This is a genomic window from Rhodococcus jostii NBRC 16295 (assembly GCF_001894825.1).
In the GTDB taxonomy this organism is placed as follows: domain Bacteria; phylum Actinomycetota; class Actinomycetes; order Mycobacteriales; family Mycobacteriaceae; genus Rhodococcus_F; species Rhodococcus_F jostii.
The window spans coordinates 15,843-40,897 of record NZ_BCWY01000055.1 but is presented as its reverse complement, the minus strand read 5'-3'; the positions used below and the strand labels follow the sequence as shown (position 1 = coordinate 40,897).

General features: G+C 64.9%; 19 protein-coding genes and 3 pseudogenes. 14 read left to right on the top strand and 8 right to left on the bottom strand.

Features of this window, described 5'->3' with window-relative positions:
• The first annotated feature begins 519 nt into the window (after positions 1–519).
• Positions 520–867 (top strand): hypothetical protein, encoded by a 348-nt coding sequence (locus tag RJ1_RS46115; RefSeq protein WP_143169568.1) that lies wholly within the window; start codon positions 520–522, stop codon positions 865–867.
• Between the two features lie 151 nt (positions 868–1,018).
• On the opposite strand, the gene RJ1_RS28975 is transcribed toward RJ1_RS46115, so the two are convergent.
• The 5 genes from RJ1_RS28975 to RJ1_RS28955 form a co-directional block, all read right to left on the bottom strand.
• Positions 1,019–2,410 (bottom strand): amidase, encoded by a 1,392-nt coding sequence (locus tag RJ1_RS28975; protein WP_073365957.1) that lies wholly within the window; start codon positions 2,408–2,410, stop codon positions 1,019–1,021.
• A complete protein-coding gene (locus RJ1_RS28970; protein ID WP_073365956.1) occupies positions 2,407–3,513 on the bottom strand; it encodes an LLM class flavin-dependent oxidoreductase in 1,107 nt (368 codons plus the stop codon). The genes RJ1_RS28975 and RJ1_RS28970 overlap by 4 nt, the downstream gene beginning before the upstream one ends.
• Positions 3,514–3,705: 192 nt before the next feature.
• Complete coding sequence (locus RJ1_RS28965; protein ID WP_073365955.1) at positions 3,706–4,965, bottom strand: amidohydrolase; 1,260 nt, start codon at positions 4,963–4,965, stop codon at positions 3,706–3,708.
• Between the two features lie 38 nt (positions 4,966–5,003).
• The gene (locus RJ1_RS47190; RefSeq protein WP_174695032.1) at positions 5,004–5,333 is read right to left on the bottom strand and encodes a DUF3263 domain-containing protein; all 330 of its coding nucleotides are present in this window, start codon (positions 5,331–5,333) and stop codon (positions 5,004–5,006) included.
• A 434-nt stretch (positions 5,334–5,767) separates the two neighbouring features.
• Positions 5,768–6,331: a flavin reductase family protein gene (locus RJ1_RS28955; protein WP_240319642.1), complete on the bottom strand. Its 564-nt coding sequence runs from the start codon at positions 6,329–6,331 to the stop codon at positions 5,768–5,770.
• Positions 6,332–6,659: 328 nt separating this feature from the next.
• Here RJ1_RS28955 and RJ1_RS28950 point away from each other — a divergent pair, with 328 nt between their 5' ends.
• From RJ1_RS28950 to RJ1_RS49360, 3 genes and pseudogenes are all read left to right on the top strand, one after another.
• Entirely contained in the window at positions 6,660–7,124 is a 465-nt protein-coding gene (locus tag RJ1_RS28950; RefSeq protein ID WP_143048842.1) for a hypothetical protein, read from the top strand.
• A gap of 199 nt (positions 7,125–7,323) precedes the next feature.
• A pseudogene (locus RJ1_RS48955) lies at positions 7,324–7,512 on the top strand (serine dehydratase beta chain); the annotation flags it as partial.
• A gap of 436 nt (positions 7,513–7,948) precedes the next feature.
• A pseudogene (locus tag RJ1_RS49360) lies at positions 7,949–8,325 on the top strand (L-serine ammonia-lyase, iron-sulfur-dependent, subunit alpha); the annotation flags it as partial.
• Between the two features lie 449 nt (positions 8,326–8,774).
• Here the strand turns inward: RJ1_RS49360 and RJ1_RS28940 are convergent.
• A complete protein-coding gene (locus RJ1_RS28940; protein ID WP_162850302.1) occupies positions 8,775–10,133 on the bottom strand; it encodes an MFS transporter in 1,359 nt (452 codons plus the stop codon).
• A 612-nt stretch (positions 10,134–10,745) separates the two neighbouring features.
• Here RJ1_RS28940 and RJ1_RS28935 point away from each other — a divergent pair.
• From RJ1_RS28935 to RJ1_RS28920, 4 genes are all read left to right on the top strand, one after another.
• Positions 10,746–11,960 (top strand): benzoate/H(+) symporter BenE family transporter, encoded by a 1,215-nt coding sequence (locus RJ1_RS28935; protein ID WP_073365951.1) that lies wholly within the window; start codon positions 10,746–10,748, stop codon positions 11,958–11,960.
• A 634-nt stretch (positions 11,961–12,594) separates the two neighbouring features.
• Complete coding sequence (locus RJ1_RS28930; protein WP_073365950.1) at positions 12,595–13,167, top strand: dihydrodipicolinate synthase family protein; 573 nt, start codon at positions 12,595–12,597, stop codon at positions 13,165–13,167.
• Between the two features lie 25 nt (positions 13,168–13,192).
• Positions 13,193–14,086 (top strand): IclR family transcriptional regulator, encoded by an 894-nt coding sequence (locus RJ1_RS28925; protein ID WP_073365949.1) that lies wholly within the window; start codon positions 13,193–13,195, stop codon positions 14,084–14,086.
• A 413-nt stretch (positions 14,087–14,499) separates the two neighbouring features.
• Positions 14,500–17,784 carry a protein kinase domain-containing protein gene (locus RJ1_RS28920; RefSeq protein ID WP_073365980.1) on the top strand — a complete coding sequence of 1,095 codons (3,285 nt, stop codon included), beginning with the start codon at positions 14,500–14,502 and terminating at the stop codon, positions 17,782–17,784.
• Positions 17,785–17,813: 29 nt separating this feature from the next.
• On the opposite strand, the gene RJ1_RS49355 is transcribed toward RJ1_RS28920, so the two are convergent.
• Both RJ1_RS49355 and RJ1_RS46875 read right to left on the bottom strand, forming a co-directional pair.
• A complete protein-coding gene (locus RJ1_RS49355) occupies positions 17,814–17,888 on the bottom strand; it encodes a hypothetical protein (protein WP_439958218.1) in 75 nt (24 codons plus the stop codon).
• Between the two features lie 739 nt (positions 17,889–18,627).
• On the bottom strand, positions 18,628–18,813 hold the full coding sequence (locus tag RJ1_RS46875; protein ID WP_162850286.1) for a hypothetical protein: 186 nt from the start codon (positions 18,811–18,813) through the stop codon (positions 18,628–18,630).
• Between the two features lie 129 nt (positions 18,814–18,942).
• Here RJ1_RS46875 and RJ1_RS47950 point away from each other — a divergent pair.
• The 6 genes and pseudogenes from RJ1_RS47950 (at position 18,943) to RJ1_RS28865 (ending at position 24,830) form a co-directional block, all read left to right on the top strand.
• Positions 18,943–19,429 (top strand): annotated as a pseudogene (locus RJ1_RS47950) (N-formylglutamate amidohydrolase).
• Between the two features lie 529 nt (positions 19,430–19,958).
• Positions 19,959–20,471, top strand: a complete 513-nt coding sequence (locus RJ1_RS47945) for a hypothetical protein (protein WP_240319643.1) — start codon at positions 19,959–19,961, stop codon at positions 20,469–20,471.
• Positions 20,472–20,606: 135 nt separating this feature from the next.
• Positions 20,607–20,780 (top strand): hypothetical protein, encoded by a 174-nt coding sequence (locus RJ1_RS47940; RefSeq protein ID WP_240319644.1) that lies wholly within the window; start codon positions 20,607–20,609, stop codon positions 20,778–20,780.
• Between the two features lie 586 nt (positions 20,781–21,366).
• Positions 21,367–22,800: an IS1380 family transposase gene (locus RJ1_RS28885; RefSeq protein ID WP_073365946.1), complete on the top strand. Its 1,434-nt coding sequence runs from the start codon at positions 21,367–21,369 to the stop codon at positions 22,798–22,800.
• 786 nt (positions 22,801–23,586) lie between these two features.
• A complete protein-coding gene (locus tag RJ1_RS48945; protein ID WP_083400398.1) occupies positions 23,587–24,372 on the top strand; it encodes a PucR family transcriptional regulator in 786 nt (261 codons plus the stop codon).
• A gap of 119 nt (positions 24,373–24,491) precedes the next feature.
• Positions 24,492–24,830 (top strand): hypothetical protein, encoded by a 339-nt coding sequence (locus RJ1_RS28865; protein ID WP_074872737.1) that lies wholly within the window; start codon positions 24,492–24,494, stop codon positions 24,828–24,830.
• Positions 24,831–25,055 lie beyond the last annotated feature (225 nt).

The following is a 25,055-nucleotide window of genomic DNA, read 5'->3' as shown; positions in this document are numbered from 1 at the left end:
CCACAGTTGATTGCGAACCCACGCACCATGCTGGTTCTGAGTCCATTCTGCCCTTGAGTTCGTGCCGAGATTCCTTCAGTTTGACTAACTCCGGGCCTTCAGGCGGTGCCGTAGGCACTACTGGGGCGTATAGCGAAGTCGTCTGTGCCGCCGACGCTATCTCGTCGATCTTCGGATCGGCCTCAAGGCGCCCGCAGCAGGGCGTCGAGGCCGAGGCGGCCCGAGGCATACGGGCGGCCGGCAACCGATCCGGCCGGCCATGTCCCACCGATCGCTGCGATCATCGCGCCGAGCATGGGTGTGCGTCGTGACCATGATCGGGTCAGACCCGGTGTCTGGTCGTCGAAAGTCTTTGCCGCGCAGTCGGTGGTGTTGCAGGCGAATCCGAGGCACCCGAAGATCGATCGTCACGGCCGGACCGCCGATCGCGGTGTCGGACAGCTTCTGGCGGTACCGGGGTGGTACTCGATCGGACTCGTTGTTGTCACAGCGCGGTCACCGGTCCTAGTCGCGATCTGGATGGTTGAACAGAACCTGGCGGATACCCGCGACAACGACACCGATCAAATGTTTAGCAATGTCGGTACGTTCTCGAAATCACACGCCGCCTACCGGTCCCCCACCGCAGTTCAGCGCGCATTGATGACACGCCGAACGGCGTCACGAAAAGTGCACCGCGTCCACTTGTTCATGGCCACGGATACGGGTGTGCTGCCATGGTCCCCGTCCGAGAACGTCGTCCAGGATTCGGCCTCCGACGTCGCCGACAGCTCGGCACTCGGACACGCATGCCGTCACCCGGTCACCACGCTGTCACGCATTCGTCCCCATGAGATGACATCGGTCATGCTTGCTGCCGTGGTCTAGTGGACACCAAGCACTCGCTGGGTCCACCCGACCACAGGCGTCTGTCTCTGCGCATTGTGCCGGTCGACTACCACTACGCAACGCATCTCGACGCGACACCATATCGACTCTGGCGCCGGTTACTGGCGGCTCGGGGCCCGGGGCCCGGGGCTCAGCCCAGCGTCGTTGACGTCAGCGGTGTGAGGATCTGTTCGAGATTTTGCGCGAAATCCAGACACGGGCCGTCTGCACGCCACGGTGCGATGATCTGCAGTCCCACCGGCAGCCCGTCAACGAAGCCGCACGGAATCGACACTGCCGGCCATCCGGTCAAGTTGGCCAGCAACACATCTGCCCACCTCCCACCCGGCCCGTACTCAACCGTTTTCGCGTTGATGGTCGGATGATCATCGTCGAAGGGCCACGCGGTCCGCGGGAGGGTCGGCGTAAGCACGAAGTCGTACGCGTCGATGAACTCGGTGGCCTGCAGATGGAGAGTCGAGCGCCTCTCCTGCACCATGAAGAGGTCTGAAGCTCCGACCTGCCGGCCGGCCTCGATCATCGCCGCGTGGGAGGGCGAGAACAGTTCCGGGTTGCGGCGGTAGGTCTCACCGAAGTGGTGATGCTCATGTGCGGTGTGCCAGACGTTCGCCCACGCCACAGGGTCGCTCCACCGGATGTCGGGCGACTTTACGACTATTCCCGCATCCGAGAGCATGTCGCCCACTCGACGGAGCAACGCCGCCACGCCCCGGTCGACCTCTTGCCCGAAGAGGCTGTCCACCAGTGCAATTTGCCCTCGTGGTTCGCGGGGTGGCGCTGTGTCCCAGACCGGATCGGACGGTGCGAGGGGATCGCGGGGGTCGCCACCGGCAACCGCATCCATGCAGATGCGGAGGTCTTCGATGCTCCGCGCCAGGAACCCGTGGTGACCGCGCGCGGCCCACAGATCGGACGCAGGTAACCTCGGGAGTCGGCCGTAGGACGGTTTGAAGCCGGCGACTCCGCACAATGCGGCCGGCATCCGGACCGAGCCTGCCGCGTCGGTGCCGTGTGCGACGGGACTGACCCCGGTGGCGACCAATACTGCCGCGCCCCCGCTGGAACCTCCGGAGGTGAGCGCTGGATTCCACGGATTTCGGGTCGCGCCGGTGATCAGGTTGTCGGTGACGTCTTTGTGACCGAAGGCCGGTGTACTCGTCTTTCCGAAAATCACGCAGCCGGCCGCCCGCAGTCGCGCGGCGAGTGATCCGTCCGCGCGGGGCGCCCGGGAGTCGACGAACGCGGCGCCGAATGTTGTCGGGAGATCTGCCGTTGGTTCCAGATCTTTCATCGACATGGGTAACCCGTACAGGGGTAGCTCGGATGCCGTTGGCGTTGTCATCTGTCGTGCCCGGTCGAGTGCGAGGTCGAAGTCGACGCACATGAAGGGGTTGAGCTCCTTCGGCAGTGCCTCGACTTTCCGCGCGGTTTCGCCGACCGCCTCAGCTGGCGAGATATCGCGCGATCGGAGGCGGTCGAGCAAGGACCGGAGTCCCGGCGATCGGGTGTCGTTCTCGTTCACGGCATCGTCGACGCGATCGCGTTCGCGGCGGATCTCCGCCCGTCCCGGGCGGCCAACTCCTGCTTGATGGCCGGCACGACTTCCTCGCCGAGGAGCCGGATACACTCGAGCAACTCCCCATGTGTGGCGTAGTCGATGCAGAAGACGACCTCGTCGATGTCGTACTCGGCTAGCCGCAGGATCTTTTCGATCGTGTAGTCGGGAGTTCCGACACAGAGCGGCGTCAGCTCCATCAGTCCGTCGAAGTTGTCGAAGAACTGGCCGGTCGTGTCCATGCCCTTCGTCGTTCCGTACGTGAGTTCGTGGTTGCGGAGGTCCTGCTTCATCGCGCGGTTGGTGTACTCGACGATTCCGTAGGCTGCCTGGTCGCGGGCTGCCTGCATGGTGGACGCGACGTGGGTCGGGACGAACATGCTGACGTCGGCGCTCGGAGTTGCGCCGGCGATCGTCGTGCCGGTTTCCCAGCTCTCCCGGTAGGCGCGCAGACGATCTTCGATTTGATGCCACTCGAGGTTGTTTGCCGCGCCCATCAGCCCGAGCCGGTGTTGGCCGGCGAGGCCACAGGCACCGACGCTCACGGCCGCGAGGGACAGTGGCGGGTGCGGACTCTGCACGGGGTGCGGGGTGACGCGGACCTGGTCGAAGTTCCAGTAGGTGCCGTGATGGTCGAACTCGTCGTTCGTCCAGGCCTTGATGATGACCTCGAGCGCTTCGAGGGTTCTGGCGTTTGTCTCGGTCACGGGTACTTCGAACGCGTCAGCGGTCTTGGGGGTGTTTCCGCGACCGACTGCGAAATCCACGCGCCCACCGGACAACGTGTCCAGGGTGGCCCAGTTTTCAGCGATGGCGAGTGGGTGGCGCAATGCCGGGACGACCGCGCCCGGCTTGATCCGGATGCGCTCGGTCGTCGCCGCCACCCACGCCAGCACCACGTCGATCGCGGCGGTTGTGTTGGTCGGGAACTTGAAGTGTTGCTCGGAAACTCCGAAAGAGTCCAGTCCGTACCGCTCGGTGGCTTGGCCCTCGAGCACAACTTGCTTGATGCGTGTCAATTCGTCTCCGTCCTTGCGAACGTAGCCCTGCGTCACCACTCCGAATTTCATGGAATTGGGTCCTTTCGTGTTGCTCGATAGGTTTCTTTCGCTGTGTCGACGGTAGGAATCGAGACCGTCGAGGTCTAGCGGTGTGGACACAACTACAACTGCACGCCTGCGTTAATTCTGGCGTGCCCGGTAAATCAGCCTGTGTCGGACTACTCAAGTCGACTCGACCCGGCCGCGCGTGCACGAATCCGTTCAGCCGGTGATGGAGTCGTCATCGTGGTCGACCATCGTGGCGCCGGTCGGCCGTAGGGCCGCGCGATGCAGCAGTTCGTTGCGCGCGTGGGGGTTCGACACGAGGTCGATGATCGTCCAGGCCAGGGCGGTCGCACCGGTGATGGCGCATTCGTCGCCCGCCTCCGATCCGGCCGCGTGGGCAAACTCCACGGTGTGGACCGGGCCTGCGGCCCCATCCAGGTTGATCATCGGGTGAATACTTGGCACTACCCGCGAGACGTTGCCCATGTCCGTCGAACCGCACAGACTCCTGCCCTCATCCGACGCGGTGGGCCCCAACTGGTCGATGTTCGTATCCCACGCCTGCGCGATCAGCGGATCCTGATCGATGCTCAGGTATCGGGGTTCCGATCGCCGCCTATCCCATGAGCACCCGGTGGCGATCGCGGCACCCTCAATACACGCGAGTAGCCGCCGTGTCGTGTCGTTCATGTCCGCCAGCTCCCGCGCCCGGACTTCGACTTCGAGTCGCGCGAAACCAGGGACAACGTTGGTGACGGTTCCAGCGCTGGTCGTGATCGCTGCGATACGAATTCCGTCCCGCAGCTGCTGACGCATCAGACCGATGGAGACCTCCGCGATGGTGGCCGCGGCCGCGGCGTTGACCGCTTCGTGTGGCGCGGAGGCGGCGTGGGCCGCGCGCCCGGTGAACTCCACGACGATACGGTCGACGCATAGCATGACGACCTCCGACGTCCGAGCCGGAGTACCACCGGCCCACGGATGGACCATTGCCGACATCACCGCCGACTCGAAGGCACCGGCACGCAACAGCGCAACCTTTCCGCCACCGTGCTCTTCGGCAGGGGTACCCAGGACCACTACCTGCAGACCGAGTTCGTCGGCGATCGGTCTCAGGGCCAGGGCAGCTCCAACCGAGATGGCTGCGATTACGTTGTGGCCGCAGGCGTGCCCTATCTCCGGGAGGGCGTCGTACTCCGCGCACAACACCACCCGAAACTCGCCGTTACCGTAGGTGGCCTCGAACGCGGTGGCCATCCCGTAGGCACGTCTCGTCACCCCGAATCCCATCGACTCCAGTTCGTCCGAGACTCGTTCGCAGGCGTAGTGCTCCGTGAACGCAACTTCGGGCCGTGAGTGGAGATCCCGACTCAGCCCGGCGATTCGGACGCGCTCGTTCTCGATGGTTCGGGATGCTGTGTTCTTGAAGTCCAGACGCGCCTCTACGACGTCGCCGGCTCGATTTGTTTGGGGCATCCGCCGATGGCCTTTCAGTCGGAGGGTCGTGCATTGCATCAACGGATTCGGGTGTTGTCCGTCGTCGGACCGAGTCCGTCGGCGTTTCCGGGACGCACCGACTTCACCTCGGCTTGGGCACCGGTATCTGAGAACCCCGTGCGATAGGTCGGTCCACGCTCGTGAAGCTTTGTAATGCAGAAGGAGCGGAGAGCCAGGCGCTCGCTGTCGTCGAGTTGAAGGTGACGTCGATGTTCCAGTATCGCAAGTACGCGCTGGTAGAATGTGGTCTCTGTAATCCCGAATTCGGGCATGATCTGGTCGTCGCAACCACCGTATGGATGCCATTCCTGCACGAAACGCAGCATGGCACGGGTATAGGTGTCCACGTTCCTTCTCCCTCCGTTGTTTTGGGGGCCACGTCTACTGCCCGCGACGGCTTCGAAGACCTTGGGTTGGGATCCTCCAGGGCAAAGGTTTCGCCGGGTTCGCCTTCGAAGTGGTGGACGACGCGGTGGCCGGTGACTTCGAACGGTGTCCGTCGACGCAGACGACGTTGAGCTGCCATTGATGGATCACATGGCCGTCCACATCGAAGATTCGGGAGCTCTTCGCGGCGACTTGCATCAGTCCAGCATCTGCGTTCACGACGTCGCCCGGCCAATCGTGTGGCCTGTTCGCGCCAGCGGGATCTGTCCGCATCCGCGGGCAGCCGGCGGCCTGTTGGCAAGTTTTGGTCGCCGCGGTGCTCTTCGGTTTCGGACGACGCGTCCGTTCTTCGCCGGTCGCGTCGGCTTCCGTCCAGAGGCCGCCGCCATCTTCTTTACTCCGTGGCCGTTGGATCGTTCTCGGAAATCGATCCGAATCGGCTGTTGTGGAAGATGATCGGCGCACAATCGGTGCTTCCGCCCGCAACGACCCGCAAGAGAACTATGCGGTGGTCCCCGCCGGGCACTTCCGATTCGACGACACAGTCGAGGTATGCCGCGGCACCGGTGATGAACACACCGCCCCCGTGCTGCGCGTGCCAGTCGAGCTCGGCGAACCGGTCACCCTCACGAGCGGCCAATGCGGTGCAGGCACCGCTCTGGTCTCGGGCAAGGACGGACACGCCGATCCGGGCGGCGGTACGCACGCGTGACCACGTACGAGATCCGTTCTGCACACAGAAGGACACGAGTGGAGGGTCGAGGGAGACGGGCACGAGCGAACTCGCCGCCATCCCGTCGGGCTGCCCGCCGATAAGCGCGCAGACGGCAGCGACACCCGAGGGAACGCTCGAGTACAGACCTCGTATCTGGTCTGAGTGAATGGGTTGCAGGGTTGGCGAAGTTTTCTCTCCCGCAACCAGGCACGAATCCATTGTTGTCACAGTGGTTGTCGTCATGACACGCTCCCTTCCAGGGTTGAAGTGCACTGGATGTACGACGACGTTAGAGTTGATACCGGCGCTCGCCGACCAAAGTGGAGGCATGCGCAACAGCCCGAGTATCCGTCGAGGATGTCGTGGCGAATACCGCAACGGTCCTGTCAGTGGCGAGTCCAACCTCGAATCATGGAGTATGTGCGCCCCAGTCGACCAGTCCGCGTGCCACACCCGGAGTGTCATGGTGCAGCGCGGCGCGGAGGGAGCCGAGGGAGTGGGTGAGTCATCTTGCTGCAATCGGCACGTGTGGGGAATGGATTCGCATTTTCCGGGAGAGGAGTTGACTCAGATGGAGACCGATACGCGGGTTCGGCCCAGGGATTTGTTGCGGTTGTTCATCGATCGAGCTGTGCCGGATCTGTCCGGAACCGAATGGCATGAGCTGACCAACAGCGATCGGGTACCCATTCGAGTCAGCGCGGCGGACTTGCGCCACGCCAAGTCCATCCGAGAGACCTACCGTTCCGAGATGGAGTGCAGTGGCAAAGACCCCGACAGCATCTCGGTTATCGTCGACATTTCAGTGCTGGTCGAGCGTGAGGCCCGTGATGCCCGGAGGGCTGTGAATGCGCTGGCGACTGACGAGCATCCGATGGACACCGGCTCGCTGACCTACATCGGGACGGAATCGGGGCTGCGAGGGCTGCTCGACGACATTCAAGCGGCGGGTGTCGCCGATGGCATTACGATCTCGTCGCTGGCAGGTCACAATGATCTCGGCATGCTGATGGAATTGATCCAGGCGCGACAATGACGCCACGGCTGCCTCTATCCGACTCCGCCATCGAAAGGGCCGGAGGACGTCTCACCTGGCGGCAGTAACACCTCGACCTGTCCGACTCCGATTGCCACGCGCCGAAGCCGCATTCCCCGCCCAGTGCGCTCATCACCATCGGGCGACCGGTAGATCAAGATGGAATGGGAGTTGCGGCGCATGACTTGGGCCGTCGAACTCGCACACGGTCGGCCCCATGCGGACGGCTTGCAGGTGTTCGTTACGCCGCGCAGCGAGGCAAGTGTTTCCGGGGTTCTGCGACCTTCGGGTGGACCCCTTCGGCTTGCTCGCCGCAGCTGACGCCGGGCACGGCACAATGCCCGGCGTTCCTCCTCGGCCTCGAGGGCTACCGCCCCTAAACCGCTGAGATCGAGGATACGGCGGCGCGCCTCTCCGAGATTCGGGCCGGCGACGACATCCGCCTCGGCGGGGCGCCCCCGCCGCCGGTGAAGCCATGACTCGTTGAGATCCCTCTCACCTCAGGTGAGCTGGTCCTGCATCCGGAAACCTCACCTGACTTCCCCACGTCATGACGTGACCGCGGACGGCGCGGCACGATGCACGCAGACCTGCTATTCGACCGCTGGCGGCTTCGTGGTCAAACGCTACCGAAAACGCTGTCGACACCGCCGGAGCAGTTCGCCAGTCGCACCGTTGTCATTAGGCGCTGCCGCCGAACTGAATGCGCTGACCCTGCCGTTACGGGTCTCGATATACGAGACCGTGCTCGGGTAGGAGCTCGCGCCTCAACCCGAGGATGCAGTCTGCGAACGCCGTGTCCGCATCGGTGACGCCACGGTGGCATGCCCGGAGCGCGGCAGGTCCTTGGACGGTTTCCTGACCTGGTGCTCGCGTTCGCTGAGGATTGGGTGAATCTCCTGGCACTCGCCGCGAACGAGGAAACCGCAGGTGGTCACGCCCCGATGGACGAATCCATCGGTATCACCCCGCCGTCCTCCGCTACGCCACGCCTAGACTAGACCCCTTGAGACACGATCGACCCGGACAACACAGCGATCCGGTGCTTGCTCGCGCCATTGTCCCATCGGCGGACTCGTGCAGCCTCCACGCATCGAACGCAGCGCAATACGCCGGCAAACCAATCAACGCTGCACGCATGGCGCTGTGCGGGGACGGGCTCCCCCGCGTCGACCTCGACCAGGTGATCGAGACGATGCGGGTGGTCTCGCCGTCACGGCGTCGGTCGGTTGAGCGCTGACACAACCTCGGCGGTGAATCCGCGTTGCCAGCCGTTGATGTGCCTTTCGGGTGATCACGCGTGGACGGCGTGTAAGTCGAGATGGCGGGCGTATGCGCGCGACAGAATCGACCAGAATCCCGCCCCCACGCCGTGACCATGCCACAGAACTCGGGCTCGATAGTTTTCGGGATCTGTCATCCGGCAGGTACGCAAGGTCAGTGAGATCTGTCTCATCACAACCGCATGATGGCATGCATCCGCTAAGGGCGGATGCATGAGAACATTTCTCGAGCATGTCAGCCATGCCAGACGCCGGCACGATGCAAGTCTGCCTCGAGTCCCGGTGCACAGAACCACCGCCTCGAGACAGACCCGCCCCTCTTCACCCGCTCCGATGATCAGCGCCGACGCGACGGCGTTGTCGTGCGCTACGTCTTTGTTGGTACCGCAGCGGTGGAGTTCATTTCGGCGTCAGCCGAACGAGACATAAGGCCGACCACGCATATAGCCGAAACAATCAGCGCAGCAACGAGATAGCCGGAGACCACCCAGACCGATCCGGTGATCTCGAATAGCCAGAGAGCGACGATCGGTGGGAGCGCACCGCCCACAACTGTGCCGAGTTGGTATCCGAGCGATACACCGGTGTATCGCACATCCGCATCGAACATATCCGTGAACAGCAAAGCCATCGGCGCCGATACGACCGCTTGAAGGACCGCCATCACCATGTACACGACAACAATAGGTCCAAACTGTCCTGAGGCCAGCACGCCCATCGCGATCGGCGTCATCACGCACATGGCGATGGTGGCGTAGAAACCCATTCGCGCGGCACCGATGCGGTCGACGTAGTTCCCCGCCGTCAGGGTGCCCACAAACATCGTGATGCCATACATGACTACGACGGTGGTCATCTGATCTGTCGTCAGTCCGGCATGCTGCACCGCAAACTTTTGGCCGAAGATGATGATTGCGTAGAACGCTGCGCCCGGCCCCATGTAGATGAACGCGATTCTCAGGAGGCGCAGTGGGAACTTCCTGATCACGGTCGAAACTGGGGACTCGTTCAACTTGCCACGATTGGCGAGAGTCTTGAACTCATCCGTTTCCGAGACACCCAGTCGGATTATTAAGCCGAGTACGGCGATCAACCCACCGACGAGGAACGGAATCCGCCAACCCCAACTCAGGAATGCGTCCTTATCAATTCGGGTGAGAATGAGAATCGACACGTTGGAGAGGATCAGACCCGCAGGAGACGCCGCCATGACCAGGCTGCCGTAGAACCCTCTGCGCGAGCCTGATCGTGTCGACGACTTTTTCGCGTTCTCGACCGCCATCAGCGTGGCTCCGCCCCATTCCCCGCCCGTCGACAAACCCTGCAGCAGACGGAGGACCACGAGGAAGAATGGTGCCCACATTCCAACTTGCTGATCGGTTGGCAGGACGCCGATGAGGGCAGTCGCCGCACCCATGAGAACCATGGTGGCAACAAGAACCTCCTTGCGCCCGCGCCGATCCCCCAATGCACCAAAGATCACGGCGCCGAGCGGCCGGACTACGAACGCGGCGCCAAATGTTGAAACGGAAAGGAGTGTTCCGACGAACCCGCTCTGCTGTGAGAAGAATAGGTGTGGGAATACGATGACGGCCATCGAGCCATAGAGGAAGAAGTCGTACCACTCCAGTGTGGTCCCAAGAGAACTTCCCCATAGGGCGCGTCGTCGGTTCATGGCGCTGGGATCGCCTGATTGGCTGTACTGCTCTGTAGGTTGAATCTTCATGTTACTCCGATTCCGGTAACGAAACTCTCGATCGCGTACGTCAGTGTGTGGCATCGGCCACATCGCAAGAAGATGAGTTGCGCTATTTGCATCAGAGCCGAAAGGCGCTGGAACCCCGGCAAACCCGGACGGAACCGAGGGTGGGTGCGACTACTTGCAGTCGCAGCTCCCGGAAGAGCCCGAATGTGTCTTACGCCCGGCCAGACAACCTGCCCACACGGTTGCACATATCGCAACTGTCGTTGGATCGGGGGTTGGTCGACGCAACGATCGGTACGACATACGGCCCCCGGGCCGACGCGGAGCCGCGCCGTGGGAATTGTCCACAGCCAGGTTTCTTCCCCGATCCACGTCGAGGCCATCCGTACGGATGGCCTTGAGGTGTTCCCCGCTGATGAAGCCCCCGTTACGGCATCCGTCTGGCCTGGCACTCTCCAGCCGGGCCCGGACATCGAACGGGTGAGTCGGCCGGCTCCATCCTCGCGATCAAAGAAGGACGTGACACGTTGACCGCAACGACGGCAATAGGCCCCACCGGGCTGCCCCCTGTCGAGAAGGCCCGCCTCTCCAGCCCGGGTCCGACGAGCCACCCAGGCCGGGTGTGACCGCAGCATGGCGTTGTCTCGAACCCTCGAACCCGTACCGACCGGCACCGATCCGGGCCTCGCGCTCCCGATTAGCGCCGGCGTGGTCACCGCGCTGGTCGGATTCACGACTTCATTCGCGGTGGTGCTCACCGGCCTGCGCGCGGTGGGGGCCAGCCCCGCTGAGGCAGCCTCCGGGCTGATGGCCCTGTGTGTCACCCAGGCCCTGGGCATCTTATGGCTCTCCCGCCGCCACCGGATGCCCATCACCCTCGCCTGGTCCACCCCGGGCGCCGCCCTGCTGACCGGCACCGGTCTGGTAGCGGGCGGCTGGCCCGCCGCCGTGGGCGCCTTCGTGGTGGTCGGCATGGCGGTGATCCTCACCGGACTCTGGCCTCCGCTCGGCCGGTTGATCGCCGCGATCCCGGCCGCGCTCGCCCAGGCCATGCTCGCCGGGGTACTGCTGCCGCTCTGCCTCGCCCCGATCACCGCCTTCCACGACTCCCCCGCGGCCGTCGCCCCGGTGGTGCTGGTCTGGCTGGTGCTGCAGCGGTACTCCAAGCGCTGGGCGGTCCCGGCGGCGTTCGCGTCCGCCGCCTTGGTGATCAGCGTCAGCCTGGCCACCGGCGACGGAACCCTCGACGGGGCAATGCTTCCGCGGTTCGAACTGACGGCCCCACACTGGACCTGGCAATCGCTGGTCGGCCTCGCAGTCCCGCTCTACATCGTGACGATGGCCTCGCAGAACATCCCGGGCACCACGGTGATGGCCTCCTTCGGGTACCGGGTGCCATGGCGGTCCGCGATGACAATCACCGGCATCGGGACCGTCGTCGGGGCATCGGCGGGCGGGCATGCAATCAACCTCGCCGCGATCAGCGCGGCGCTGTCCGCAGCCCCGACCGCGCACCCCGACCCGAAGCGGCGCTGGGTGGCCGCGTTCACCGCCGGCTGCGCCTACCTCGTGCTCGCGCTGTGCTCCACCGCGGTCGCCGCCCTCGTCGCGGTCGCCCCGCACGGGATAGTCGAGGCGGTCGCCGGCCTGGCCCTACTGACCACCCTCGGCGGCGCGCTAACGGCTTCCCTCGCGGATGAGTCCGACCGGGAGGCCGCGGTGCTCACCTTCCTCATCGCCGCCTCGGGGGTGAGCATCCTGGGTGTCGGGTCGGCGTTCTGGGCGCTGGCCGCGGGCCTGGTGATCCGAGTCGTGCTGCGGGGAGTCACACGGTCGCGAACTCCCTGAGAATCTGGACCAGCGCCGCGGGCCATGCAGCGCGGGCAAGTGCCCAGGGGCGGCTCACTCCGCCAGCCGGATCCGAGCTCGGCGGCGAATCCGCCCCGCCGCGCCGCGGGGAACTTCCGATCCTCCGACGTGGCCACGTATCCCTGCACGCGAGAACGTGCGCGGTGACAGCGCGTCCCGGTAGAGGCACGGGGACTCGACCCGGGTGACAGCGAACCGCAAGACGAGCCGGCCGACATCATCGCGGCCATCGAGATGCGGATCCGCTCCAACCAACTCCGAATGATACGCAAGAGAGTTCGCGAAGAGGACAGGGTGGAGCGCCGCCGGGGCCGGGTCCGATGGTGCCTCATCGCGCTTCCTCGGGCGGCGTGCGGTGAGCCTGGCCGTGTGGGCCGCACGATCGGACTGACCGAAAAGGCACACGGCGGAGCCGGGTTATGTTCTTCTGTTGCGTTTGGTTTGGGGTTAGGGGAACCCCCGTGCGGCGCCAGATGCGGTACTACCGCGAGCACCAGGACACCGTCGGCCTGATGAGGTCCGGGTGTGTTCGACGCGCTGTCCCCTGGCGAGTCCGACCGACTCATGCGATCCTCGGTGGAAGGACTCGACGGCGAAGGCACGGTGCCAGGCGGTGGGATTCGCGACCCGGGAAGCGGTGCAACGGGCGAAGGCCGCCGGTTGCGACGGCCTCGTGGTCAATTCCCCCTGCTACGTCCGCCCCTCACCGGCAGCATTCGCCGAGTACGTCCGCGCGATGACCGAGGCATCCGGACTCAACGCGGTGGTTTACAGCAGCACGTCGCTCGCCATGGACGAGCCGTACCTCGAGGCCTTCGTCGACGTCGACGGATTCCGCGGCGTCGTGGACGAACTGTCCTCACCCGAGGAATTCGCGCGCCGCGTAGCGCAGTGGGGCGATCGAGTCGACTTCCGGGTGGTCGGTGAATACAACGCCGCACCCTATCTCGCCGCCGGAGCCAAGACCGTCACATCGGCGCTCGCCAACGTGTGCCCGGAGGCCAGCCATGAGCACCTCGAAGGCCGTGACCAGACGGGCGAACCGGCGAACATGGTCGCGCGGCCCGGGCCCTCGGCCTCCGCGCCCAAAGTGATGATCGCGGCTCTCACCCCCCGGCCAACCGCGGTGCGGGCACCGCAGGCCACCGCGTCGGCGACGCTGAAGCGCGCGTGCCCACGTGCATGACGGCCCTGAAAGGCAGGTACCACCCATGACCGATTCCGGCCAGCACGCACATCCCCTCCACGATGCCGAGAGCGCAGCCCCGCCCTCCGCTTCCCAGCGCAACCTGGATCTGAGCACCCTGCGTCGCGGGATCGAGATCCTGCAAGTTCTCCAACAGTGGACATGGCGCGAGGACGTCCGAGGCTGGGGCAACAATCGCATCGCGGAGTATCTCGGTGCGGACAAATCGCAGGTGTCACGGACCCTGAAGGTGCTCATCGAGGCGGGCTTCGTCGAACGGGACGAGGAGACCAGGACCTACCGGTTGGGTCCAGGCATCTACAGCCTGGGAATGCGGGCCGGCGACCAGCACCTGATGCGCATCGGCTCGGCGGTCGTACGCAGGGTGGTGAGCCTGACCGGCAGCCGCGTGTTCCTCGTCGTGCGGCGGGGAGCGAGTGCGGTCACCGTGTGGTCCGACCAGCCCGCTCACGTCCGCCCGATCATCGACAGCATCGGCATGGTCTATCCCGTCGCTTCGACCGAGACAGGGCGGGCACTTCTCTACGGCAGCACCGCCGACGACATCCGGCAGATCCTCGGCGACGGCACGCGGGACAACCAGCGCGTCGAGGAGTTCATCCTCCGTGTGGGCCGCGAACGTGAGGCCGGATACTCCTACGGCGTGCTCCCCGACGACAGCGCAGGAGTCGTGGCCGTTCCAATCTGGACCTCCCGGCGCAAGGTCATCGCGGCACTCGGCGCAGCCAGTCCCGAGCTGGCACAAAAGGAGAACGTCACACCCGTCGCACGCGTCCTCCTCGCCGCCGCCGCCGAGCTGACCCGCCACCAGACCGCCGAGCTTCGCGCCGACGTGGCAGTGAGCGCGGTGCCGTACCAAGGATGGCCCGACCAGCCGGACGAAAGCGTCGCGAAATGATCTCAGCCCCTTCACCTCGCAGCGCACGCATCGACAAGGCCCTGCCAGAACACCTCCACCCGCACGTCTCGGAAGTGCGCGAGCTACGCCGCACTATTCCGAGTCGAGGGCGCCAACCGATTGATCGATCGGTATGATTCAGTGAATCTTGCCCAGAACCAGGCGCGCGCTCAACGTTGGCGCACATCTGCACACCGCGGAAACCCGTCCGAACCCCCGCGGCAATTCACGAAATGTCGCAGCTGCTTACTCACTGGAACGACCGGCAGCCGCTCACAGCACGACCCGGGCAACCCCCAGGTGACACATCAAGAGCCCCTACCCGCTTCTGGGCAAGGCATATTCTGAAACCGTGTTGAGAGGTAGGCGCAATGCTGCCCAGCTTGTCGCGAGCGGCGGTGAGCAAGTACCTGATGAAGGACAGCGATCCGCTACGAACACAACGTGACGTGGCAGCCACTGTTGCGGACGAGCTGAGGGCGGCCGGGTTCGACAACGCCGAGGAAATCGGGCGTGGCGGCTTTGGCGTGGTGTATCGCTGCAGCCAGCCCGCCCTGCAACGGACGGTTGCGGTGAAGGTTCTCACCGCCGAATTGGACGAGGAGAACCGGGAGCGTTTCTTCCGTGAGCAGCGGGCGATGGGCCAGCTGACCGGACACCCGAATATCGTGGGCGTCCTGCAGGTCGGAGCCACCGACACCGGTCGCCCGTACCTGGTGATGCCGTACTATCCGCAGGATTCGCTCGACGTCCGGGTCCGGCGCCACGGTCCGCTCTCGGGGGAGGAGGTGCTGCGGCTCGGGGTGAAGATGGCCGGTGGGCTCGAAACCGCGCACCGGCTCGGCATCGTCCACCGCGACGTTAAACCCGCGAACATCCTGATCACCGACTACGGCGAGCCTGCCCTGACAGATTTCGGCATCGCGCATATTGCCGGCGGGTTCAAGACCGCCACCGGCAGTGTCACAGGATCTCCGGCATTCACTTCCCCGGAGGTGCTCCGCGGGGATCCACCGACGCCCGCCGCGGATATCTACGGACTCGGCGCCACCCTGTTCGCCGCGCTGACCGGGCACGCCGCATTCGAGCGCCGTAGCGGAGAACAAGTGGTGGCCCAGTTCTTGCGCATTACCACGCAGCCGGTGCCCGACCTGCGCGAGCACGGCGTCGCCGAGAACCTATCTACAGTGATCGAACACGCCATGACCCGCACTCCGAGCGAGCGCCCCGCGGCGGTGGCCCTCGGCGAACAGCTCCAGCAGCTGCAAGCCCGCAGCGGGTTCCCGATCGACGAGATGGCGCTGGGGGGCGAACCAGATATCGCGCAGCACATGGGCGGCCCGATCCCGCCGGTACCGCTAGTTACCGGCCTCCGCCAGCCCTCATCGGCGGGGTCTTCGCTGGGCGCTACGGGGAACCTCCCCGTGGAGCTGTCCACCTTCGTCGGCCGCCGGACCGAGCTAACCGAGGCGAAGAGCCTGCTGGCGACGTCCAGGCTAGTCACGTTGACCGGGATCGGTGGGGTGGGCAAGACGCGACTGGCGTTGCGGGCTGCGACGAACGCCCGACGGGACTTCGCCGACGGGGTGTGGCTGGTCGAGTTGGGCGAGCTGCGTGACGGCTCACTCTTGGAAGTACTGGTCGCAGCAGCACTGGGGCTGCGTCCCCAGTCGACGCGGCCATTGCACACGACCCTGCTCGACTTCCTGGCACCTCGGAAATTACTGCTGGTACTCGACAACTGCGAACAGGTAGTGGATGCGGCAGCGAAGCTGTCCGAGACGCTGCTGCGCGCCTGCCCGAAGCTGCGGATTCTCACCACGAGCCGTGAGGCCCTGGCCATCGAGGGTGAAGCGGTGCTCCGCGTGCCTCCACTGACGGTTCCCGATTCGGACCGCGAACCATCGCCGCAAGGCATGCCTCGTTATGATGCGGTCCGTTTGTTCACTGAACGCGCCTCAACCGCGGTGCCGGGCTTCGAGCTCACCGAGGACAACACGAGCGCCGTAGCAAGAATCTGCCGGCATCTCGACGGGCTGCCGCTGCCAATCGAGCTCGCGGCGGCACGGTTACGGGCGATGTCTCCCGAGCAGGTTCTGCAGCGGCTGACCGACCGCTACACCCTGCTGACCCGCGGCGGCAGGGCCGCACCGACCCGTCAGCAGACCCTGCGCCACTGCATCGACTGGAGCTACGAGCTGTGCACACCGGCCGAACAACAGGTCTGGGCACAATCGTCCGTGTTCGCCGGCAGCTTCGAACTCGACGCCGCCGAATATGTGTGCCGGCGCGGCGATCCGGACGACCTACTCGACGTGCTTGCATCCCTGGTCGACAAGTCCATCCTGATCAGGGAGGAGTCGGGCACGGTCGTGCGGTTCCGGATGCTCGAGACGCTGCGCGACTACGGCCGCGGCAGGGCCCAGCAAGCCGGCGAGTACTCGGACCAACGCCGGCTGCACAGGGACTGGTACCGGCAGCTCGCGCTGGACGCCGACGCCGGATGGATCAGTGCCAGGCAGCTCGATTGGATCGACCGCCTCAGCCGCGAACAAGCGAACTACCGGGAGGCTCTGGAATTCTCCCTCACCGAGGACGTGGAATCCGACTCCGCGTTGGCCTTCGCCGCGGCCCTGCAACCGTTCTGGATGTCACGCGGCCTATTCGGCGAGGGACGCCATTGGCTCGACCGCGCACTCGCTATCCGGCCAGAAGCCGCGTCGGTCGTACGCGCCAAGGCCTTGTGCCGAGACTGCGTGATTGCCGATGCCCAAGGCGATTTCGCCGCGGCGACGAGGCTGGTCGCGCAAGCTCTGGCTCTCACCGAACAGACCACCGACCCGATCACGCACGCTTTCGCAGATCTGACCCACGGACGCCACGAGCTCTACACCGGCGACCTCGCCAACGCATGCGTACACCTAGAACGCACCTATGACGCATTCGCCGCGCAGGGCGATCGCTTTGCGCAGGTCTTGGTGCTCTTCAATCTCGGATTGGCTCGCGAACTTCAGCAGGACACCGCAGGGGCTCTCGAGTGCCATGAGCGGGCCCTCGCGATCACCGAATCCCACGGCGAATCAATGTATCGGTCATATGTGCTGTGGGCCATCGCGGTTGCCGTGTGGCGTCAGGGTGATCGCGATCGTGCGCTGAGGTTGCTGGAGCAGGGAATTCGTCTGGTCCGTCGGCGGAAAGACCCTGTCCTGGCCGCGATGTGCCTGGAGACATTGGCCTGGATCGCGGCCGCCGATGGTAGCGCACGTCGCGCCGTCGTGCTGATGGGTGCGGCGCAGTCCCTGGGCAAGATGGCGAGCACCTCCACCGTGGTGTACCCGAATCTGCTCGTTCATCACGAGGAATGCGAGCGGAACACACGCCGGGCGCTCGGCCAGCGGATATTCGAGGCCGCACACCGCGAAGGCGGCTCGTTGAACCTCGACGCCGCCATCGCCTACGCACTCGGTGAGGAACCCGAGACCGCGCCGGCCACGACGGGCCCCTCGACGGAACTAACCAAAAGGGAGCGGCAGGTGGCCGACCTCGTCGCCGAAGGGCTGACCAATAAGGCGATCGCCGCCCGCCTGGTCATCTCGCAACGTACCGCCCAGGGACACGTCGAGCACGTCCTGGCGAAACTTGGCTTCACGTCCCGGGCACAGATCGCCGCCTGGGTCGTGGAACAGGGACAACACTGATCACGAAGGAACAGCGTCTCTGCCTGACCCTATTCCTTCGCCTCGAACCGCAGCCCGCACTCCGGGCACCGCCACGGACAAGCTCGGGTGGCCCGGACCGTCACGGTGCGAAACGTCACCTCGTCGTTGCGTTCGTGGTCCCACCACTGCAGCGCCGGCGAGTCCGACTCAGACAGCAATAGCCGGCCAGGACGGGGACTGGCTGGGTTCGAGGAGGGGGCGTTGCGGGACAGTTGCAGCGCCAGCCGAAGTCCCCCGCGGCACGGATACGCCCCGCATCGGCGACATTTGGCCACGACGGGGCCATCCCGTCGTGGCTGACCTCATCGAGCGGTTCAATCAGCTCGTAGCCGCACTCGTCGAGGCGGCGGGCAATTTTCTCCCGATCGGGTGTGGCTCCCGGGCGAGGACCTGGGTTACCCGGCACGCTTACCAGTGGCATACGCTGCAGGTCGTGAGCCCGGCAACGTTCTCACTGATGATGTACTCGAGCAGTAATGGGCCTGCACCTCGCAGCTTCGGCAGGTGGTGAGCCGCCACGCGCTCGGCTTGGTGAACGGCTCTGCTGATACGAGGCCACCGGTGCGCACGATGGTGTCGATGCAGTCGAGGCACGAGGCGGGTTTGCTGCGGGTGGCGAAGGCGGCCGGCCTCCCGCTATCCGTGGTCGAACACTCCTGAGTCGTCACCGTCGCCGTCGCCTCGTTCTGTCAGCGGGACGCCCCTGCTCGCACCGATTTCCGTTCACCGCACCGCTCGCGGTAGCCGTGACGATAGCCGCGCAAGCCCATCCGCCGGGCGGGCACGCTCATCCACTGGACGGGGACGTGTCACCTCCACTGTTCAGGCGGCATTTCTTGTCGGGGTCAGGACTCGACCGGGACCAACCGCTCGAGGCGGGCATGGAAGGGGACCGACCGGGACGTAGTCGCGCACCGACTCGATCACCGCGTCCTCGCCGTCGATGCTCACGATGACGAACTCCGAGGTGGCGTCGGTATGCACCTTGACGCGGTCGCCTACATTCACCGGTCCAGTCCTTCCGTTAGGGGACCTGCCGTCTCTGCAGGTCAACGCTTCATTCGCCGGATCAGTCGCCGGTCGGGCGAATCGTCATCACTCCGCCGGCCGGGTATCGGCGGCCCGTACCCTTGCCCCATGTCCGCTGATCCCGGCAGCATCCGCGCCGACGGCCACCAGGCGCTGCCGAACCTGGCCGTACAGGATGCTTCGGCGGATCCCCACATCATCACAGCCGCGGCCCGTACCGGAACGGACATCGAGCTGCGGATCCACACGTCCGTCGCACCGTTCGACGTCACGGCCGAGGAGTGGTTCCCCGCGGCGGCCGGGTTCGCCGTCACGGTCATCGTGCACACCGTCGACGCGCAGACGGGCGCGCCACGGTATCTGCAGTCCACGGAGGCTGCCGAGTGGGCGCGGGCGATCTTCTCAACCGTCGACTCCGCGCACGGATACTTCCTCAGGCACCGGCAGCCATCGACGCGGGCAGCTCGCATACCGCCTCTACCTCGACACCGACCGTCAGGCGATTCCCGTTCCTCGGCAGGTGATCACCTGCCCGCATTACCAACTATCGGCCATCGACGGCAGAGCCGAGATCACCATTCCCACGACGGCCTGACCCGGCAGGCCGGGCCGGAAGCTGGACCACGGTCTGCGGGCGCCGCTTCCTCCGCTGTCCGATCTGCGCGACCTCCGAAGGGTGCAACCTTGAAGTCACGTCCACGCTGCTCACTCATGCAATTCCTCCATCCGTCTCGATCCGATCCCCCGACAGCTGGTCGCCGCTGCCCCACACGCGAGGACGACGCCCTGGGGCGGAATCGAGACGGTTGATCCACCCGGGGAGGGCCGCGGCACGTGGATGCACTTGTGCCACAAGCTCATTGCCACTTCTGAGGCCGACCACGACAGACCTCAGGAATCTCCCGGGTGGGAGCGCGGCGACACGACTACCAGCGCACCGGAGCCCAGGTCAGGGGACGTGTCATTTCCGCTGGTCAAAGAGCAATCCAGGGGCGGATACGACACCACCAGCACTGATGTCGGCCCCGCGCCTCCGATGCGAGCTCTCACACGGCCGGCGAGCTCGGTCGCGGCCGGCCTGGCGTCACAATCGTCGCCCTACCGGTCCGGTTGAGCTTCCCGGCATGGCGCTTGGACTCACGCTACGCACGCGCGCCCACCCCGTCGATCTCGAAGACCTCGCCTACGCTGCGTACGAGTTCCGGGAAGCGCTGATTCCGCTGCAGGGGATTACCCCCGACCGCTGCGATGCCGCAGCCACCGAGTTACGGGACAAAGCGCATCACGCCGAGGAACGATTCTTCGCAGCGGTCGCTGGGCTCCCCCGCCGCGAGCGCACACTCGCCGGCCACTGGCAGAACGCGGCGGTCCTGCGTTACCGGTACGGTCTGGAGGTCTTCGCGCGCGCCGAAGACCTCGGCGCCAACATGCTCGCCCAACTCGCCACCCACCGGCGGCCGTCGTGGCCCGCGCTCACCGAACTGTGTGACGCCTGTACCCATGCCCGCCTTGATCAGCACCAACGGCCCGAGATGTTCGGGGCCATACCGCGCAGGGCCACCCGACGGCGTCGCACCGCCCCCGCCGACTCGGCCGGCGCCGACCACCGAACGGTCCTCCATTGTCGATCAAGCTGAACTCCGGTGGCGGATCCGCCGCGATCTGACAAGTCTCCTCGTCGAGAACGCCATAGCGGCAACGGAATCACCCGGGAAGCCGAACGCCACCTCGTCCCGTGGCTGAAACTGGCGTGCGAGACCCTCGACAGTCCCATGAGCATCGACGGTCTCGAGGATGTCGCCGCGCAATGGCGCGAGCGCCGCCGGCCCTACATGCTCGCCGCCGCCGATCAGGCCGACGTGATCATCGTCGACCCGATCCCTCGTCTGCCCGCGACCCTGTGGTGGAAGCTCGTCCACGGGGACGAACCACCGCCGCCACTGTAAGGCGACACGGTGTGGTCGCCCCGGCCGGAGAGGGAAGCTCCGCGCTGGGGGCGCCTACTCCTCGGCAACAACCGAATCTCAGGAACACCCCCTACGAGATCGCGCCCCTGACGACATCGTCCACTCCAAGGACGAAAAAGTTCGACCCCTCGTCGTGGCGGACGTCACGTAGTTCGCCGAGTCGCCCCTGGTTGCCGCCTTGATCGCCTGGACCGTCACCTGGTCGGGGTCGCGCGCACCGATGCCGATCACGAAGAATTCACGCATGTGGGCTGGCTATCGCTCGTGCACCCTTCCGGTTGTTCCAGCTACCGAAAGGCGCACGGGCGCGAAGCGCCTAAACTAAACACCGTGACTGTGCCGACCCCGTACGAAGACCTGCTCCGCCGAGATCGGTCCTGACACAAGAAAAGCCCCGCCTTGCAGGGCGGGGCACCTTCTCGAAAACCATCCATCCGCGGCTTAGCCTGGATGCACCGATCCGGATGAATCCGTGGGTGGGTCGTAACGGCGAAATGCCCTGTCGTAGTGGAAGAATTGAACTTCTCACAGTAACAATTCGGCCACGACGAAGGGCATCTCGTAGATGCAACTATCTCACACCCGACCCGTCGCGGCGGCGAGGTTCGACGACCCGAATCTCGTGTCGACCGCGGGACTGATCCCGGTGATGGCATTGGCGCAGGCCAGCGGCCTGCTCACCCTCGCCGATGAGCACCTGAGCGTGCCGACCGACAAGGGCGCCAACCCGGGCCGCAAGGTCGGGTCGCTGGTCGGTGGGATGGTCGCCGGCGCTGACAGCATCGCCGACCTGGCGATCCTGCGGCACGGGGCGATGGGAACCGTCTTCGACCGACCCTATGCACCATCGACACTGGGATCGTTCCTCCGCCAGTTCACCTTCGGGCACATCCGGCAACTCGACGCCGTGGCCTCGCGGTTCCTGGGCAATCTCGCGGAGAAGACCGCGCTGGTGTCGGGGATCGACACCGGGCGGGTGCTGGTCGATATCGACGATTCGATCATCGAGGTCCACGGCCACCGCAAACAAGGGTCCGGATACGGCTACTCCGGGATCCGCGGGCTGAACGCCCTCATCGCCACCGTCACCACCGAGACCGCTGCGCCGGTGATCCTCACCCAACGCCTGCGGCGAGGAGCCTGCGGCTCCCCGCGCGGCGCCGCCCGCATGGTCTCCGATTCGCTGGCCACCGTCGACCGGCTGCGTTCGCAGACCGGCGGAGCGAGCGGGGACGGTGCGTCGAAACCCCTGATTAGGTGCGATTCGGCGTTCTACGGCCACCCCACCATTGGTGCGGCGATTCGCGCCGGCGCCGATGTGTCGGTGACCGTGCGCCTGACCTCCACCATCAAACGTGCGATCGCCTCCATCGGCGACGACGAGTCCTCGTGGACGCCGATCCAGTACACCGACGCCCTCTACGACGAGGGCACCGACACCTGGATCTCGCGGGCGGAGGTCGCCGAGATCCCGTTCACCGCGTTCGCGTCCCAGAAGAAGGCACACCACGTTGCGGGACGGTTGGTCGTGCGGCGTATCCCCGACCTGCGACCACCCAAGGACGAGGGACAGGGCACGTTGTTCGACGTGTGGCGGTTCCACGCGTTCTTCACCACCACCGACCCCGACGAGGTCGGTACCGTCGCCGCCGACAAGACTCACCGTCAGCACGCCGTCATCGAGCAGGTGCATGCGGATCTGAAGAACTCTGCTCTCGCGCATCTGCCGTCGAACTCGTTTTCGGCGAACGCCGCCTGGCTGGTCTGCGCGGTGATGGCGTTCAATCTCACCCGTGCTGCCGGCACCCTCACGGCTGACCCGAAGCTGACGAAAGCGACCACTGGCACCCTCCGGCGCACCATCGTCTCGGTCCCCGCGCGAATCGCGTCTTCGGCCCGACGGTTGACGCTGCACCTGCCGACCGACTGGCCGTGGGAAACAGCGTGGAACACACTGTTCGACAGAACGTTCGGTCCCAATCACCCGATCATCGTCTAACGTCCGCGACACCTGCCCGCCCTCGACGCGAAAGAGCAAGTGGAACAACCCGACACGAGAGGTCGGATGCTCAACCATGCCCACATACCGACCATTGCTGCACACCGAAACTCACCCCGACTGGATCAGCGAATCGGTGCATTCGGGCTTAGACATCCGGAGGTCCTCCATTCCGACAATACGCGCTACCCGACAGTCCAGCACCGCGCGCCCTCAGGTGCACGTCAACTCTGCCGCACTGTGGCACCGCTGCCTGATGCTTCTGTGCATCGCAGTTGTGTTGTGCGCCATCACCGCTGTGGTTCTCTACTCTCCCGCCCCAGAGGTAGGAGTGAACGTCCTGATCGTTCTCCTCAGCGGAGGAGGGTTGGCCGCTCTCGTGCAGAAGATGATGACCTAACCGTCCCGTGGAACGACGAAAGCCCCCACCCTTGAGTGAGAGTGGGGGAGTTCGTTGTGTGTGCCCTTACGGCGTGGCCTTGAGTCAGTTCGCGGTGGGGGGTCGACGATGCGGCGGTTCGATGTCGCAGATGGGGACGTGTCATATCCGCAGTTCATCACCACTTTTCGCGAGAACGGCGGTGCGATTGGACTCATGGGCTGCACCGTACGATCCGGGCCCGAGCCAATAAGCGGTACAGCGCATCACGCCCGCGCTACCGTTCTACCTCCCAAGAGGAGGTCGGCAAGCTCGGCCTGGTCGTCAAGAGGCAAACGGAGATCCTCATATAGGAGTCCGAGTCCCATGCCACCTGGGTTGGCGACGACCACACCGTCGAGACGTTCATGATTGAGATTTGTAGTTGGCATCAGTCAGATGTCAGTGAGGCGCGTATTTTGCGGAGTTCACGCCAACTGCACCTGAATCTGGCGGATCCCCGGGTTGTCCTTGTATTCGAGCAGGAGGGATCGATGGACGCCCACAGAACCATCGACAGTCGCCCCTCCTGGACTCAGGCCTCGCTCCTCTCTCTGGTCAGGCAGGAGTTCGGTCGTCGTCTGGATCTGACCGCGCCTGTCACGCACCGTACGGTCGTCGTAGCGGTACGGTGCGACGCCAAATCGGTCGCCGACGATGTTGAGTTCACCGGTCGAGTCGACCGGGTCATGGCAACTTGCCGAGAAGGAGACATCGACGCCAGGGTCGGGATAGGTGCCCTGGCGACTGCTGTTCGTTCGCTCGTTTCCTCGGCTCGCGACGGCCACGATGCGCTCCGACTGGGGCGAGTGTTTCAACCAGAGACTCGGGTGCACGACATCGACCTATTGCGTGTGCACCAGGCTCTTTCGGTAGTTCCCGTGGAGGCACGGGAACGCCTGTCTCAGTCGCTTCTTCGAGGATTGCGTACGGATTCAGAGTGGTCAAAACTGCGGGACACCCTGATCGCTTGGGGCGACAGCGGCTTCAGCCCCCCGGAAGCCGCCAAAGCCCTGCATATCCATCGCAACACACTGTCGTATAGGTTCGACAAGATATCGAAGATCCTTGGCCGGCGAGTAGACGACTCGGGCGTCTCGGTAGCCGTATATCTAGCGTGCATCCTGGACTCGGAAGACGACGCGCCCCAGTAATATCGATCATCGTCAGATTCCCTCATTCAGGTGGCGGGTACGAACACGGCCATCACGCAGATACCCGCCGTTTACCAGAGCTCATGTCGGACGAATGGATGCCCCTCGTTCGGCGAGTCGTGAAGCTCAGTGAAGAAAGCGCGGCGAACACCGGACTGGGAAGAATGATCGACGACGCGGACATCAAGCATGAAGGCATGATCTTGACCTCGTTCTATGCGGCGTTGAAGACGTTCGCCCTCGCCGACACCACAGATCCATTCGAACAGCTCGTGGGCCTGGCCACCGCTCTCGAGGGGGTAATCCTGGGCGGCAGCATGGACGGCGTCGGCTTGACTTCGCGGCTCAGCTCACGTGTATCTGCGTTGCTCGCGGCCGACCGCGCACGTTCGACAACGTATTCGCCCCACAGGACTGGTGACTTGGAGGAAAGTCGGAGAACGCGTCACACAAGATAGTCGTTTGAGGCGCTGGGATCACGTTGCCACACAACAGGAAAGCTTCGCGGAGGCAAAGGGATACGACTACGACCGCCGCTGGCGGTCGCTGCGTGGGCAGGGCATCACCCCACCCATCGCCCGACGCGGAATCGAGAGAACGACCGACTGGACTGCAACCGGTAGAAGATCGAATGCGCCATCGCTCAGCTCAGTAGCTACCGACGCCCGACCATCCGATACGAA